This window comes from Streptomyces sp. NPDC059832 (assembly GCF_042731715.1).
Lineage (GTDB): Bacteria > Actinomycetota > Actinomycetes > Streptomycetales > Streptomycetaceae > Streptomyces.
Genome location: NZ_JBHWIY010000037.1, coordinates 39,530 through 53,632, shown reverse-complemented (window position 1 = coordinate 53,632; position 14,103 = coordinate 39,530). Strand labels below are relative to the sequence as shown.

Genomic DNA, 14,103 nt, shown 5'->3' with positions numbered 1-14,103 from the left:
TTTCTCTGATACGGGCTCCGACGTCCACCCGGCATGCGGCGAGCAGTGCGGCCGACGGCCGAGTCGGGCTGGGCTTGGTCTGCTTGCCGACGCAGGACGCGATAGCCGGCAGGCAGCAGAGTGGCGGGCTGCGCGCCAAGGACCAAAGACGGCTCGTCGCTGCCGGTGACGGCGGTAGTAGTGAGTTCCGTGATGCGGGTGATCGGTGCCCCATGGGGCAGCATTACGGCGCCGGCCGCCCGGACGTCCGACAGGGAGCGTCTCGTGCGGCAGGAAGTGTTGCAGGTGTGCCCAGTGGTCGGCCTCGTCCCACCAGCGGTGGGGATCATCTCGGGGCCGGTCGGGGACCTTGTGGTCGCCGGTCAGGTTCCGATGATGCGCCCAGCGCGGAGAGTTCCGCAGTTGCAGGCGTCCCGGATGCTCGGACAGCCACCGGTCGACATCGACCTGCATGAGGTCGGCCAATCGGAGGTCCTGGTCGTTGAGCCAGGTGAGGAAGGCGGCGGCGCGGCGGATGGTTTGGAGCCGGGGCTGCAGATGTTGTCATGAAGGCCTGGGACCGGGGCGGCAATCTGGTCGACAACGACACTTTCACCGCCGGCCAGAACCACACGTTCAACCTCGGCACTTCCGACGGCAGCGGGGACATCACCGAGGGGTTCAAGGTCAGCCTCATCCTCGCTGCTGGAGCCTGCAGAACGCCCCCGATCGTCGGCATCGCCTGAACCCACACCGCTCGCCGTGACGTGGTAGGAGGGTCAGCTTCTCGATCGTCGAACAGTGCTCGACGACGATGCCCTCACCAACGGGCCTCGCGCTCATCCCTTCTCCGCGATGGAATTCGAACAGCACCACCACGGGAAGGCTGAACTCTCACTCGCAGCATGAACTCCGGTGTCCACACTCCGGGGGCCACCTAACTTGCTCACCCGGAAAGTGCCGCCGACCGGGGTGGGAACAAGGACCTGGACAATCCTCATCCCCGCTGATCAGAGGCCCTTTCTGTATTCTTGGTCACCCGCCGGATAGCCTGCTTCACGAAAGATCGAGGCCAGGCAGCGCAGAAGGTACCGCTCGACCCCATGCCGCGAAAGCGTTCTCGCCTGAACGTGTCGCCGGACTGAGCACCAAGCATTTCCACGCATCACGAGTTGTCCGATCTTGATCCGCAGCTGTCGTAAAGCCGACTCGCTGCGTTGGGCGTTCTACGCTGTCACCGTTGCCCATTACGTTCAACGGCCCAGCGACCTGGGAGGAAGCCTTGAAGCGTTCCCAGGTCCCCGGATCGCTCCGACCACTTGCAGAAGGGACAATGCGATGGATCCTGATATCCGGACCAGGGCTGCGATCGAGGAGCACTGGCAGGCATCGGAACGTGGGGATACCGAAGCCGAGCACGCCATCTACGCGGCGGACGCGATCCTCGACTACCCCCAGTCAGGTGAACGATTCCGGGGCCGCGCAACGATTTCGGCGCAACGTGGCGGGCACCCTGCCAGTCGGCACTTCACGGTCCACCGGATCGTTGGCAGCGGGGATCTGTGGGTGAGCGAGTGTGTCATCACGTACGACCGGGCGCCCACCTACTCAGTGAGCATTATGGAGTTTGCCCATGGGCATGTGGTGCACGAGACGCAGTACTTCGCGGACACTTTTGGTGCGCCTGAATGGCGGACAACACTCGCGGAGCCGATGCCGGGCAGGAATATCGCCAGGGCCTGACATTGACACTCGTAGCGGGTTCCGGTGGTCGTGGCTCAGGGTCTGACTGACGTCCTGCTGGGCTGTCCTGCGGCTGTTCTGTCCGACTGCTGGAACCCGTTCTCCATGGCTCCGGCCAGGTTGATCATGACCTGATTGGAGCTTGGCCAGAGGCCCCCTCAATGTCCTGTCTGACTCACCCGGCCGGTGCCACCTCCGGCCCGGGAGGGCAGCTCACAGGATGACAGCGATGACCATGCCCAACGCAGAACTGGATGCGGTGTTCGGCGGAGTGGACTCCCATGCGGACACGATCCCGGCTTCGCGCCCTTCCCTGCCTCCAGTGGCAGGACCAACCGCCACCGACTCTCCCGAGGAGGCGACCGCGGGGCCAACGCCGCCCTCTACCGGATCGCTCTCGTCCGCATGTCCAGCGACGCCCGCACCCGCGAGTACGTCGCCCGGCAGACCGCCGCCGGACGCACGAAGAAGGAGTTCATCCGCCTGCTCAAGCGGGCGATTGCCCGGGAGATCTTCCGCTACCTCACCACACCGGTCACCGTCCCGGACGTCTCCGACCTCCGGCCCGCACGCCAGGCCAAGAACATCACCCTCACCGCCGCCGCCGAGCACTTCGGCGTCTGGCCGGCCGTGATCTCCTGCATCGGACGCGGCACGCGCCGCGACGACGACCTCGTCAGAGCCTTACCGGGACCGGCTCACCGCGACCTGACCGCCCCAGAGGCGGATTCACTCATAGACGGTGGCCGCTTGAAGGGCTCTGGCCAGGAAGGTCCAGTCCCCTTCCTCGGGGAGCTGCTTCCCGAAGTTTCGATACCAGCCCGGCGAGGCATCCATCCACGCCGCGAGGGCCTCAAGGAAGTGATCAAGGCTCTGGTTCTCCCATTCGTGCCCCCGGCGGAGGTAGTCCTGGTGCAGTTGTCGGACGAAGGCGACCAGCTCGTCGCGGCTGCGGACCTCGCTGGCGGGAGTAAGTGACATGGAGTGAAGGTACCTTGCGCCTGCGAGCGGCTCCCCACGCTGACGATCAATAGGAGCATCAGGGTTGGCCTCGATCGTTCATGAGTCCTCGTCGGTTCGCTGACGGGGACTCTGCGGCGGGGTGCGGCTTTTGCGGGATCACGGCAGGCTGAGGGCCCGGTCGTCGCATCGGGTGGTCTTCGGATTCCACATCCCGGTGTAGTCGTTCGGGTTGTTCGGACGGACGAATTGGCTGGTCAGCCGGGTTCGGCAAGGCCTGGAGCCTGTCGATAGCGTCGGTGATGACGTCGGTCCGGGGCCATCGGGCGGGCAGGTGGATCCAGCGGCGGCGGCCGGTGCTCACGAGTTGTGCGGGGGCGGAGAACAGCCGGAGCTGGAGCTTCTTGGGTTCCCAGTGGCGGGTGTCGCCGGTCAGAGCGAGCATCGGCATCCGGGCCAGAAGGTCGAGCGCGTGGGAGACGGTCTCCAGCCGGACCTGGGTCTGCGCGCTGTCGTGCGGGGACAGGTTCCGCAGGCCGGTGTCGCGGGCGTTTCGGATGCGGTCCTCGCAGCGGGTTCGTCCACGTGACGCAGTTCGAGGTCGGCGAGTCGGCCGCCCTTCGTGTTGGTCGCGAAGGAGGTGAGACGGTTGCCATCGATGTCGGTGAAGCGCAACTGGGTTCCGGGGTGCGGACGTTCAGGCGCAGTCCTTTCGGCCAGGTACTCAGGTCAGGCATGTCTGTGATCTCCGCGAAGGCGCCGGGCCGCTCGGTGCCGCCCGCGTCACAGGCCGGCGTCCACGCTCTCTTCGGGACCTTCAGCTACAAGTAGCACCGCCCCGGCCTGCGAGACCACCGAGCGGCCACTGCCCTCGACACGGACAGACGGGTACGACCCACTACGCTACTTCACCTGAGGAGTGCAGCTTCCTTGACGACGATCAGGACCCTGGACAAGTCCCATCAGCTCAGGTCAGAGGCGCTCCTCGCCTCTTTTGATCACGCGTCGGACCAACCCGCTCGTGAAAGCCCGAGGTTGGCCCCGCCCCGGAAGACGGTGCGAAGCTGGGATGCTGTCCGTCGGACGGGCAGGCTCCTCGCTCTCAGGGTGAGCACCTCGAACCGGACCCTGTTCTCCCACACCGCCTCGCCCGCCGGCAGGCCAACATGCCATGCGCGTCTGGACGTTCGAATTCCGGTGGCGAGACGCGGTGCAACATGAACGGAAGCGTCCCGGCCAGTCGTGCGACCAGGCGGGGCGAGTCCTGTGTGTCTGCCGCTGCGCGCATGCCCGAACTCCTTCTGTGCGACGACGTGAGTGACAAATGTCAGCGAAAGAGATGAGAAAACACAGCAGGGCACCAACAGTGCGCTACCTAGCCTTTTGGTAGGGCACCACGTGCCTGTGCACCGCGCGCACCATCCGCGAAGGAGATAGCCATGCCGCGTCCGGCCTCGTTCCCATCGAGCAGCACCCTCACGACCAGCAGGACCACGGCAATCAGCAGGAGACGGATGATGACCACGGGCACCGCGCTCGCCGCGGGTCTCGGTGTGACCGCCGCTCTCGGCACGCCCGCCCTCGCATCGTCGCTCCGCCGGACGCCGGGTGATGTCCAGCCGCCCGTACGGCTCGTCCTTCCGCGACCGAGCGGTCCTCATTGCTTCGGCACCGTGACGCTGCATCTCAGCGACCGCAGTCGCCGGGACCCCTGGATCGCTGCAAGGCCGGTTCGGGAGCTGATGGTTCAGCTCTGGTACCCCGCACGCGCAGCCGCCGGCCTGCCCCTGGCACCATGGATGACCGAACAGGCCGCCAGGGTCTTCCAACAGACGGGGTATCTCCTCCCCGAGTACGTCACGCTGCCGGACACGCACGCCCGGATCGGCGCAGCGGCGGACACGCGTGGTGGCCGGCGTCCGATGATCGTCTATTCCCATGGACACGGTCAGCACCGCAGCTCCAGCACTGCGCTGGTCGAGGAACTCGTCAGCCACGGATACGTCGTGGCCGCCATCGACCACACATATGACGCCGGACAGGTCGAGTTCCCCGACGGCCGGGTCGAGAAGTACGCGATGCCACCTCTCACAGGGGAGGACGACGACCCGACGATCCTCAAGGCGGTCGAAGTGCGGGTGGCCGACACCCGTTTCGTACTGGAGGAGCTGTCACGGCGCGTACGGAGCCGCCGGGGCCCGCTTCCGCACGGACTCGGCGACATCCTCGACCTGTCCAGGACGGCCATGCTCGGCCACTCCCTGGGCGGTGCGACCGCGGCCTCGGCGATGGCGGCAGGGGTACCGATCGCAGCAGGCGCGAACCTCGACGGCAGTCTCTTCGGTCCGGTGGTTACCCAGGGACTGCACAAACCGCTCCTCCTGATGAGCGAGGACGCGGACAGCAATCCGAGCTGGGCGGAGATCTGGCCGCGGCTGCGGGGCTGGCGCCGGCACCTCCGGTTGACCGGTACCCGGCACTTCTCGTACACGGATTACGAGACGTTCATGCCGCAGGCCGCCGCGCGGCTCGGCGCGACCGACGAACAGCTGGCCGAGTTCATAGGCCCGCTCGACGGGACACGCGGAATCGACATCCAGCGGCACTTCCTGCTTGCCTACTTCGACCTTCACCTGCGCGGCCGTCGCGCCCCGATCCTCGAAGGACCGTCTCCCCGGTACCCGGAGGTGCGCTTCATCGGCGGTGCCGGATGATCAAGAGAGAATGCGCACCGTCGGTTTCGTACGCAGGGTAGAGCGCGACGTGTGTCCCGGGACCCGCGTGACGGAGAAGCACTTCTTTCTGAGCAGAGGTCAAGTCCGGCGTGAACCGGAACGCCGAAGCACCTCGGACTGCACGTGAACCACCGTCGCGCACTCGCCCGGTGCAGTTCTTCGAGCGCCTCGCAGCCGTCGCCGAACCGCTTCTCCGGTTCCCTGGCCTGCTCCTGGTTCCGCTGCTCGACGGCAGCCTGGATCGCAGGGGCCACGGCGGTGGTCTTTCTGGTGGCCCGGTGGGCTTCGAGCGCGCGGCGGTGGCCGACCGACGCGGTCTCCCGGGTCCGCACCGGGCGCTCGGGCGGGGCGGCGGCCGCTGTGGTGCTGGTGACCGGGTGGGGAGCGGGCGGCGGACTGTGGATCGTGAGGACCTGCTGGCAGTTGTACCCCGCTACCACCCATCTCTTGCCGGCCTGGATCGGGGCGGGGACGCCCTTGGGCCTTCTCCGATGGATCGGTCACATCCTGGGGAGTCAAACGACGGGCGGCTCGGCGTGGTCGGGGCCGGCCTTCATCAACGGTGTCTCGGCCGGGTCGCCGACGTACGACGGTCCGGCGGGTTACCGGGTGCTGATGTTGACGGCCTTGAGGTCGGCGAGGGTGATGTGCTCCGTTCCCGGCACGATCTGCTGGACGGCGGTCGTGCAGATGAGCAGGGACACGAGCGCGTTGTGGCCGTCGGGGGTCTCGTGGAGCTGCGTGGCATGGCGGGTGAGCGCATGACTGTCGAGCCTGTGCAAGGTCAGATTTTCCTGGAATCAGACCAGGACCTGGGGGAATGTCTCCGGATCTTCCTTGTCCCCATTCCGGGGGTCACCTCAGGTTGAGGGCATCGCGGTGCTTCGGTCCTTCGCAGAGAACTGTGCACCAGCTCAGGCAGCGCACCATGGAACACGGCAAGTGTGGGGGGCCATTCCTTCCGGACACAAGGTCTTGATCACTGCCTTGCGGATCGCTCGCCATGTCCGCAGGGAACACGCCAGGTGGACTCGCAGCTCAACCGCTTCCCGCTCGCCGCTGTTCTGGCCAGGATGTTCGAAGGCCCACTGTTCCACCAGACAGTCATAACTTTCAGCGGTCGTCAGGTCGCTGTCAGGGTAGGTGCGTGCGATGTCGGCCCTGACAATCCGGGCGCTCCGGGAATCCACAGTCCCGTTGACGAGTTCCCTGACCCATGCCAGCCCCTGCTCGTCTGCGTACAAGCCGAACCTCAGAATTCGCGTCCTCATGACGACACACACCTACTGATAGTTGTCCTTCAGTGACAACCCTTATCTTCCAACGCCGCAGGACATGAGCCGGGCATTCCGAGAGTTCCAACACCCGAGTGAGCCCTTACTCGGCGAGCAAGAGGCGCCCGAAGCGTCTTTCGACGCCGCCTCCGAGCAGGTCAAGTGGCTTTGGCGGCGACCCTGGCCCGCAGCCTGTCGCGAACGATGGGCCACTCGTCTGCGAGCAGACTGTAGTACAGCGAATCGCGGCGAGTGCCGTCCTGGCGCCGCATATGGCTGCGCAGAGTTCCTTCGTGAACCAGGCCAAGCCGCGACAGGGCTTGCTGGGAACGCACGTTGAGGTTGTCAGTGCGCAGGGCGAGCCTGGCGAGGCGCAGGTCATCGAAGGCATGGCCGAACAGCAACAGCTTGGACTCAGCGTTGTAGGGACCGCCCCAGCAGGAACGATCGAACCAGGTCGCGCCGATCTCAGCACGGCTCTCGGTCAAGTCGAGGTCGTACAGGCTGGTCGAACCGATCACGGCGTCGTCAGCGCAGCGTTGCACTGCGAAACATCGCCGCGCAGGATCCACGATCATCTCGCTGAGCAGCGCGTGCATCTGCGTCACGGTTTCAGGGCGCGGTCGGGGCATCCATCGCCATACCTCCGGGTCGGACGCAGAGGGCAAGAGTGCTTCGGCATGGTCGGTGGACAACGGCACGAGGCGGACAGCGTCACCGAGGAAAGAGTTGTTGTTCACCGCAACACGGTAGTGCCAGCGATCACCCACAGACCTGTCGGATCAGAAACAGGTACGGACTTTGCCGTTCAACCTCGTCTCCGTTGGAGGTGGGGATGGAGCAGGCGGTAGTGGAGCAGGCAGTTTTCGAATCCGTCAAGTACTCCGCTGCGTGCCAGGACTGCGGTGTGGAGCTGGAGTGCTGGGGGGTTCAGGGCCTGGTGGACGGCCGGTTGCGATGGGACGTTGAGTCAACCTGTTCCGCCTGTGGATTTGCGGTAGCCGTGTGCGGTGGCGACGTGCCGGTCGAACGGCGGGATCAGATGCTCTCCGAGCATGGACCCGCGAGGCTGCAGGTGAGCAGTGCGCCGGCGAAGAGCGTCGCCATCATGCGAGTGCTGCGGGCTGAACTCGGCATTGACCTGTTGAACGCCAAGGCTGTGCTGCGCCGCGTGCTGGACGGTGATTACTCAGGGACGCTTCCCGAGATGGAATACCTGGCCCGCACGCTTCGGGAGTCCGGCATCGCTGCTGCCGCTACTCGCTCTCAAGGCGTCTGATCCGGTGGCTCCGTGACGGTTCGCCTGGGCTTGGTGCCCTTCTTGTGGTGAGCGGGCCAGCTGTATGCCTTGCCGGTGGCGAGGACGCGGCCCAGGTCATGCCGGGTGGCCGGGCAGTGGTCCTTCGAGCCTGCTGGCCTCCTGGGGGCCTGGCCGTGAGGGCTTCGATGCACTGACCGGGGAGCCGGTATCCGTGCACAGGATCCTGAACACCCGGCGGATCCGGGCGGGCGTGAGGTTGTTCAGCGGAGCCGGTTTCTCCCAGGGCCCCGGAGATCGGTGGCGAGCGGGACGGGCGAGCTGGAGCGATCACGTACGAACCGTCGTCTGCGTCACCTGCGTCCGCTGGAACAGGAATCTCACGCAACGGTCCACTCTCGTCTGTGCCGCGAGCTCAGCCGGTCGCATTCACCAGGGAGGGCGGGACCCCGCCGGGAGGTCCCGCCCCCATTTTCAACGGGTCATGCGGAAATGGGCCACGCGACCGGGCTCAGAAACGGTCCGGGGCACGCTCCGTGAGCGGAGACCCGGGGAGCACGTCCCGCTTCTGGTTCTTCCGTGCCTCCGCGTTCGAGTCGGCCGTCGCCCTGCACGTCACGTCCTTCGCCGGGAGCTTGCCGGTGAGCAGGTAGGCGGTGACCGTGCCGTCCGTGCACGCGTTGCCGTTCGGGTAGACGCCGTGGCCCTCGCCGCCGAGGACAGTGACCATTTTCGAGCCCTTCAGGTCGGCGTGCAGGGCCTGACCGCTGGGCAGCGGAGTCTGCGAGTCCCACTCGTTCTGGACGACCAGGGAACCGACCTTGTTGTTCACCTTGGTTGCTGGTTCCATGGACTTGTCCCAGAATGCACAGGGCTTGATGCTGGACGCAAAGTCACCGTAGAGCGGGTAGCGGCGCTTGTCTTCGATGGCGTCCTGCCGGTAGCTCTCAGGATCGCGGGACCACGCCGCCGAGTTGTCGCCGCACACCACGGCCCAGAAGCTCGCCGTCATGTTGTCGGACGGCACCTCGGCGGCATCGGAGGCGCCTGAAGTCCCGGTCCCCTCCGATCCGGCGAACGCCGCGAGCTTCTTCGCGGAGGCGGGCTCACCGGCCGCGGCCCTCTTCAGCTCCACGATCCCCTCGGTGGCGTACTCCGGGCTGAAGACCGCCCCGCGTATACCACTCCGGATGTCATCACCGTTGATCGGCTGCCCATCTATCTCGATGGGCTTCTCGTCTGCCTGTGCGACCAGGTCCCAGAAGGTCCGGGCGACCTGCTTCGGGGTGTCACCGAGGCCGTACTTCTCTGAACGCTCGGCGGCCCACTCGGTCCACCGGACGAACGCGGGCTCGGCGCCCTCCGCCCACCACTGGATCATCCCTCGCCAGGCGCGCGCCGGATCGACCGCGCTGTCCAGCACGAACCGGTCGGTCCGGCCCGGGAAGAGCTGGGTGTAGACGGCGCCCAGGTAGGTGCCGTACGAGTAACCCACGTACGAGATCTTCTTCTCACCGAGGATCGCCCGGAGCAGATCCATGTCGCGTGCGGTGTTGCGCGTGGTGATGTGCGGGAGCACGTCGCCCGCTTTCTCCCTGCACTTGTTCGCGACATCGCGTGCCCAGGCGACGTCCTTGTCGAACGTCTCCTCCTTGTACGGCCGCAGCCAGTTCTCCTCCTCCGGCTCCAGATCGCAGGAAACCGGGCTGCTCTGCCCAACACCGCGCGGGTCGAAGCCGATGAAGTCGTACTTCTGCCGTGCGGACTCGGGGAGCCTCTCCTGCATCCCCAGCGGCATGTAGAGCCCCTGTCCCCCCGGGCCGCCGGGATTGGAGAACAGGACACCGTGCCGCTTGTCGGGCGCGGTGCTCTTGATCCGGGATATGGCTAAGTCGATCCGCTTGCCCCCAGGAACCCGGTAGTCCAGCGGAACCTTGATCGTGGCGCACTCGAACTCCGCCGGAGAGGCGGCTTCGCACCGCTTCCACTGCGGCTTCTGCTTCACGTACCGGTTCAGCGGGCCCGTGGCGGCGGACGAGGAGACGGTCGACGGGGTGGCGGCCGGAGCGGCGGTGGCCGTCGAGGTGGCGAGCGCGGGAGCCAGCGTTGCCGTGACACTCACGGCCAACAGGGGGGCGAGACGTCGTCTGCGCACGATATCGTTCCTTCCGGTCGAACGTTCGGACAGGAAAGATCTTTCAGGAACCCGCCAGGCCTGCGGATCCCTCGCCGGGCTGCACCTCTCTCCACCCTGGGGATGACACAACAGCCGTGGGTGGTCCCCGAGTTGTAGGGGGCGGACCGCCCTCGGCGATCCATCAGCCGATCGGGTGTCACCCAGGCGACCCCGACAATTCGGCCCCGGTGCCGAACCTGGTCCTCAGGAAAACAACCCTCTCGACCTCGACCAACCCGCCCGCCGCAACGCCGGTTTCGAATGCAACGCCCGCAGGGTGGCGGCCGTCATCCGGTCGCCCAGTGCGCCGGGCCAGGCTCCGCTGGTGGTCTCGGTCATCCAGGAGCGGATCATGTGGACGAGGAGGAGGTCGAGCAGGTTCGGGAGCGCCGGACAGGAGCCGGGCACTCGAAGGGCAGGCACCGCCTCCTCCCGGCCGCCGCATCGACGGGGGAATCGGCAAGCACATGGCCTGTGCCGTGAGGCGGCAGCGATGCGTCACCCACGCCGAGAGGCATGGGGGTGCCGCCGTGGGTCAGTGGCCAGCAGCTGCCCTTCAGTACGACGTAGAAGCCCGCGCCGTCGTACGGGTCCAGCCGCGCATGCCGGCTCCCGCTCATCCGCTGGTTCTGCTTGAGCCGGCGGATGAGTTGCATGTGCGCCGGTCAAGCCTCTGCTTTGCCTCCGGAAACCGTGTTCCCGAAGCCTGACGCGATCCGGAGGAAACGACATCGGCCTGCCATGACGAGAGTGCGTATCGGTGGGATGACCGATGTGCGGAGGGTAAGGGCACCGCCATAGTCCTTGGGAGATCGTTCGCGGGTGGCCGTGGTGCCCCCGATCCTTGAAAGGACCCTTCTGTGGACATGTATGCGGATCTGGTGTTTCTCGGTGGACGGGTGGTCACGGTCGATGCCGATTTCTCCGTCGCCTCGGCCCTGGCGGTGACCGGTGGGATCATCAGTGCCGTCGGTGGGCGGGACGACGTCGCGCCGCTCGTCGGACCCGGCACCCGCGTCGTCGACCTGCGGGGGGCGACACTGCTTCCCGGCATCAACGATTCCCATCTGCACGGATGCGCCTTCGGCATGGCGACGCCGCCGCTCTCCCTGGACCTCGGCCATCCCGCCGTTTCCTGCCTCGCGGACGTGGCCGAGGTGGTACGGGAGGCCGTCGGGCGGGTTCCCGGTGGGCAGTGGATCACGGGGCACGGCTGGGACCCCGGTTACCTCGACGAGTGCGTCTCCGATCCGTCGCGGCTGCCCTCTCGGCGCGACCTCGACGCCGTGAGCCCGGACCACCCCGTCGTCCTGTACTCCTTCTCCGGGCACGCCACCTGGGTCAACTCCAAGGCACTGGAACTCATAGGGATCGACCGGCACACCGTCGCGCCGCCCGGCGGAGCCATCGTCGTGGACGAAGCCGGGGAGCCGACCGGGCTGCTCCACGAGGGGGCCCAGGCACTTGTCCAGAACGCGCTGCCGCCGCTCAGTCGGCAGGAGCGGACCGACGCGATCCGGTCGGCCCTCACCACGCTCGCCCGCCTCGGTGTGACCAGTTACACCGAACCCGGGCTCGGCCCCGGCGGCGACGGCATCATGCGGGGCGCGCTCGGTGCGGAGACCCTCGATGTCTACCGTCGGCTGCTGACCGACGGCGAACTGACCGCCCGCCTCGGCGTCCTGCTCCTGCCCACCGGCATGGCCAGCACCGCCGAGGAGTTCACCCGCACCCTCGTCGCCCTCGGCGATTCCGGCGATGCCGATCCGCGCCGCCTCGCGATCCTCGGGGTCAAGATCTTCGCCGACGGCATCGTGCCCAACAAGACGGCCTGGATGCACGAGCCGTACGTCGGCGGCGGCTGCGGCTCCCTGTGTGTCGGCGGCGAGACCGACGTCGAGCGGACCGCCGAGATCGACGCCATGATCCGGTATGCCCACGCCGCCGGGCACCAGCTGGGCGTGCACGTCACTGGTGACCGGGCCATCGACACCGTCGCGGACGCCTTCGCCGCGGCCATGGCGGAGCACCCGCGGCCCGACGCCCGCCACTACGTCATCCACGGTGACTTCCTCACCGCACACAGCATGAAGGTGCTGGCCGCACATGGCTTCGGCGTCAATATGAACCCCACCATCAAGTGGACCGTCGCCGACATGGAGGAGGAGTTCGTCGGCGCCGGACGGGCCGCGTACGCATGGCCCTACCGTGACGCCATCGACGCCGGTGTGCGGGTCGCGAGCGGGTCCGACGCCCCCGTCACATACCCGGACTGGCGCCAGGGCGTCGCCACCATGCTGCTGCGCGAGTCGAAGGCCGCCGGCCGGGTCAGCGGCCCCGAGCAGTGCATCGGCCTGGCCGAGGCGATCCGTACATACACGATCGACGCGGCCTGGCAGGACTTCGCCGACGACTGGAAGGGCTCCCTGGAGCCGGGCAAGGTCGCCGATCTCTGTGTGCTCGACGGAGACCTGCTCACCGCCGACCCTCACGACATCCCGGAGATGCCCGTCGTCCTCACCGTCATGGACGGGCGGGTCGTGCACGACACCCTTCGCGATTGACGTATTCCGGGCATGTGATCATCCTTGGACGATGACAGCGGAGCAGAGTACGGCGGACATCCTGGACGCGGCCGTCCACGTCCGCGAGGCCGCCAGGAGCGCCACGAGCGGCGTGACCGGCGTCGACACGGTCCTGGCGGCGCTCTCGGAGGTGATGGAGTACGACCACGCTTCCCTGACCCGGTGGGACCCGCTGCGCCGGCGCCACACCACCCTGGCCGGGAGCTACCCGGACGAAGCCACGGCCTACATCGAGACCCGTCTCCACCACGATCCGATGTTTTCCGTGCTCCGCAGCCCGGCCCGAGGCGGTCTCTGGCTCAGGGACGTCCCCTGGCACCTCCTGGCTGCGTCCCCGGGCTTCCAGGAGGTGTTGTGTCCGCTCGGCATCGAGGACGGCGTGGCCCAGTGCCTTTTCGCCGCCGACGGCCGGTACGTCGGCATGCTGAACGTCAGCACCCGCAGGCCGCGGCGCACGTCCGATCCGGCGCGCGCCGTGGTCACCCTGCTCACCGAGGCCCTCGCCGCAGCCGTCGGCCCCTGCGCGGGCCCGCCACCCGGAGAGATCACCACAGCCGTCCCCGCCGTGGATGAGCGGCGGCCTGGCGGACTCTCGCCACGGGAGCTCCAGGTGCTGGCCGAACTGACCGTCGGCCGTACCAACCGGGAGATCGCCGCGCGGCTGCACATCACGCCGCGCACCGTAGGGACCCACATCGAGCACATCCTCGCCAAGCTCGACCTCCCCAACCGTGCGGCTGCCGCCGCCCGAGCCGCCGCCTGGGGAATCGAACCCTCCTGCTGACGCGGGCCCGGGGGCGCAGAAGGCTTGGACCGCGGGTGTGTTCCTGCGGCGCAGACATCCACCTGAAGCACGCCCGACAGCTCGGCGATCAAGTCGCGCGCGAGGGCGTCTGTCCGGGCACCGCGTTCGGCCCGGACTCGGTCCGGATCCACGAAGTGTCCGTCGCCGCCAGCCCTGGCCGCGACCACGTCGACCGCGCGCTGCGCGTGGCTACCGAGTGGAAGCCGCCCACTGATCTGCCGGCCGAGCGCCGCAGCGGTTTCTGCATCGAGCCGGCCCGCGCGCAGGACTGGTCCGGGCTCCGGGCGGATGCGTTCGAGAGCCTCAAGGTGGCGCACTGCGGTGCTGTTACTCGCCGTTGCGTGCCGGCTGGATTCGTCGTCCTGCCGGGCCAGACCCAGCAGCGGTCGATCGTCTCCTGCGGCTGCGTTCCTCCCACCGGCCAGGGAGCCGGTCGTGGCCACTGCTGAGGTCACTGTGGCGGATCCGGCGTCCCTGTCCGATGCGCAGCAATGCGGCGCGCATTGTGTCTGGTGCGGCACCCCGCCGTCCACCGGAGCGGCGCACGACCTCGGGCCCCGCCCGGTCGACACCCGCCCACGGAACGGC

13 protein-coding genes and 1 pseudogene are annotated in these 14,103 nt (G+C 67.4%); 9 read left to right on the top strand and 5 right to left on the bottom strand.

Translation table 11 applies throughout. The features are described 5' to 3' along the window. Positions 1-264: 264 nt before the first annotated feature. The 4 genes from ACFV8T_RS38425 to ACFV8T_RS38410 all read left to right on the top strand — a co-directional run bounded on the left by ACFV8T_RS38425 (position 265) and on the right by ACFV8T_RS38410 (position 2,700). Positions 265-549: a hypothetical protein gene (locus ACFV8T_RS38425; RefSeq protein ID WP_385336557.1), complete on the top strand. Its 285-nt coding sequence runs from the start codon at positions 265-267 to the stop codon at positions 547-549. After that, positions 546-725, top strand: coding sequence for a hypothetical protein (locus ACFV8T_RS38420; RefSeq protein ID WP_385336554.1), 180 nt, complete (start codon positions 546-548; stop codon positions 723-725). Before ACFV8T_RS38425 ends, ACFV8T_RS38420 begins: the two co-directional genes overlap by 4 nt. 592 nt (positions 726-1,317) lie before the next feature. Further along, positions 1,318-1,722, top strand: a complete 405-nt coding sequence (locus tag ACFV8T_RS38415; RefSeq protein ID WP_385336553.1) for a nuclear transport factor 2 family protein — start codon at positions 1,318-1,320, stop codon at positions 1,720-1,722. A 186-nt stretch (positions 1,723-1,908) separates the two neighbouring features. Continuing rightward, the gene (locus tag ACFV8T_RS38410) at positions 1,909-2,700 is read left to right on the top strand and encodes a transposase (protein WP_385336550.1); all 792 of its coding nucleotides are present in this window, start codon (positions 1,909-1,911) and stop codon (positions 2,698-2,700) included. A 61-nt stretch (positions 2,701-2,761) separates the two neighbouring features. On the opposite strand, the gene ACFV8T_RS38405 is transcribed toward ACFV8T_RS38410, so the two are convergent. After that, the gene (locus ACFV8T_RS38405) at positions 2,762-3,208 is read right to left on the bottom strand and encodes a transposase (protein ID WP_385336618.1); all 447 of its coding nucleotides are present in this window, start codon (positions 3,206-3,208) and stop codon (positions 2,762-2,764) included. A gap of 991 nt (positions 3,209-4,199) precedes the next feature. On the opposite strand from ACFV8T_RS38405, the gene ACFV8T_RS38400 reads away from it, so the two are divergent. Beyond that, entirely contained in the window at positions 4,200-5,396 is a 1,197-nt protein-coding gene (locus tag ACFV8T_RS38400; protein ID WP_385336548.1) for an alpha/beta hydrolase family protein, read from the top strand. Positions 5,397-6,019: 623 nt separating this feature from the next. Here the strand turns inward: ACFV8T_RS38400 and ACFV8T_RS38395 are convergent. Beyond that, on the bottom strand, positions 6,020-6,199 hold the full coding sequence (locus ACFV8T_RS38395; RefSeq protein WP_385336545.1) for a hypothetical protein: 180 nt from the start codon (positions 6,197-6,199) through the stop codon (positions 6,020-6,022). Between the two features lie 650 nt (positions 6,200-6,849). Then, positions 6,850-7,431 carry a GNAT family N-acetyltransferase gene (locus ACFV8T_RS38390; protein ID WP_385336543.1) on the bottom strand — a complete coding sequence of 194 codons (582 nt, stop codon included), beginning with the start codon at positions 7,429-7,431 and terminating at the stop codon, positions 6,850-6,852. Between the two features lie 95 nt (positions 7,432-7,526). Here ACFV8T_RS38390 and ACFV8T_RS38385 point away from each other — a divergent pair, with 95 nt between their 5' ends. Continuing rightward, positions 7,527-7,970, top strand: coding sequence for a hypothetical protein (locus ACFV8T_RS38385; RefSeq protein ID WP_385336541.1), 444 nt, complete (start codon positions 7,527-7,529; stop codon positions 7,968-7,970). Positions 7,971-8,460: 490 nt separating this feature from the next. On the opposite strand, the gene ACFV8T_RS38380 is transcribed toward ACFV8T_RS38385, so the two are convergent. Further along, the gene (locus tag ACFV8T_RS38380; RefSeq protein WP_385336539.1) at positions 8,461-10,104 is read right to left on the bottom strand and encodes an alpha/beta hydrolase; all 1,644 of its coding nucleotides are present in this window, start codon (positions 10,102-10,104) and stop codon (positions 8,461-8,463) included. A gap of 371 nt (positions 10,105-10,475) precedes the next feature. Next, positions 10,476-10,745 carry a cupin domain-containing protein gene (locus ACFV8T_RS38375; protein WP_385336615.1) on the bottom strand — a complete coding sequence of 90 codons (270 nt, stop codon included), beginning with the start codon at positions 10,743-10,745 and terminating at the stop codon, positions 10,476-10,478. Between the two features lie 246 nt (positions 10,746-10,991). On the opposite strand from ACFV8T_RS38375, the gene ACFV8T_RS38370 reads away from it, so the two are divergent. The 3 genes and pseudogenes from ACFV8T_RS38370 to ACFV8T_RS38360 all read left to right on the top strand — a co-directional run. Further along, positions 10,992-12,689 carry an amidohydrolase gene (locus ACFV8T_RS38370; protein ID WP_385336612.1) on the top strand — a complete coding sequence of 566 codons (1,698 nt, stop codon included), beginning with the start codon at positions 10,992-10,994 and terminating at the stop codon, positions 12,687-12,689. Between the two features lie 31 nt (positions 12,690-12,720). Next, complete coding sequence (locus ACFV8T_RS38365; RefSeq protein WP_385336537.1) at positions 12,721-13,494, top strand: LuxR C-terminal-related transcriptional regulator; 774 nt, start codon at positions 12,721-12,723, stop codon at positions 13,492-13,494. A 50-nt stretch (positions 13,495-13,544) separates the two neighbouring features. Continuing rightward, positions 13,545-13,829 (top strand): annotated as a pseudogene (locus ACFV8T_RS38360) (transcriptional regulator); the annotation flags it as partial. Positions 13,830-14,103: the final 274 nt, after the last annotated feature.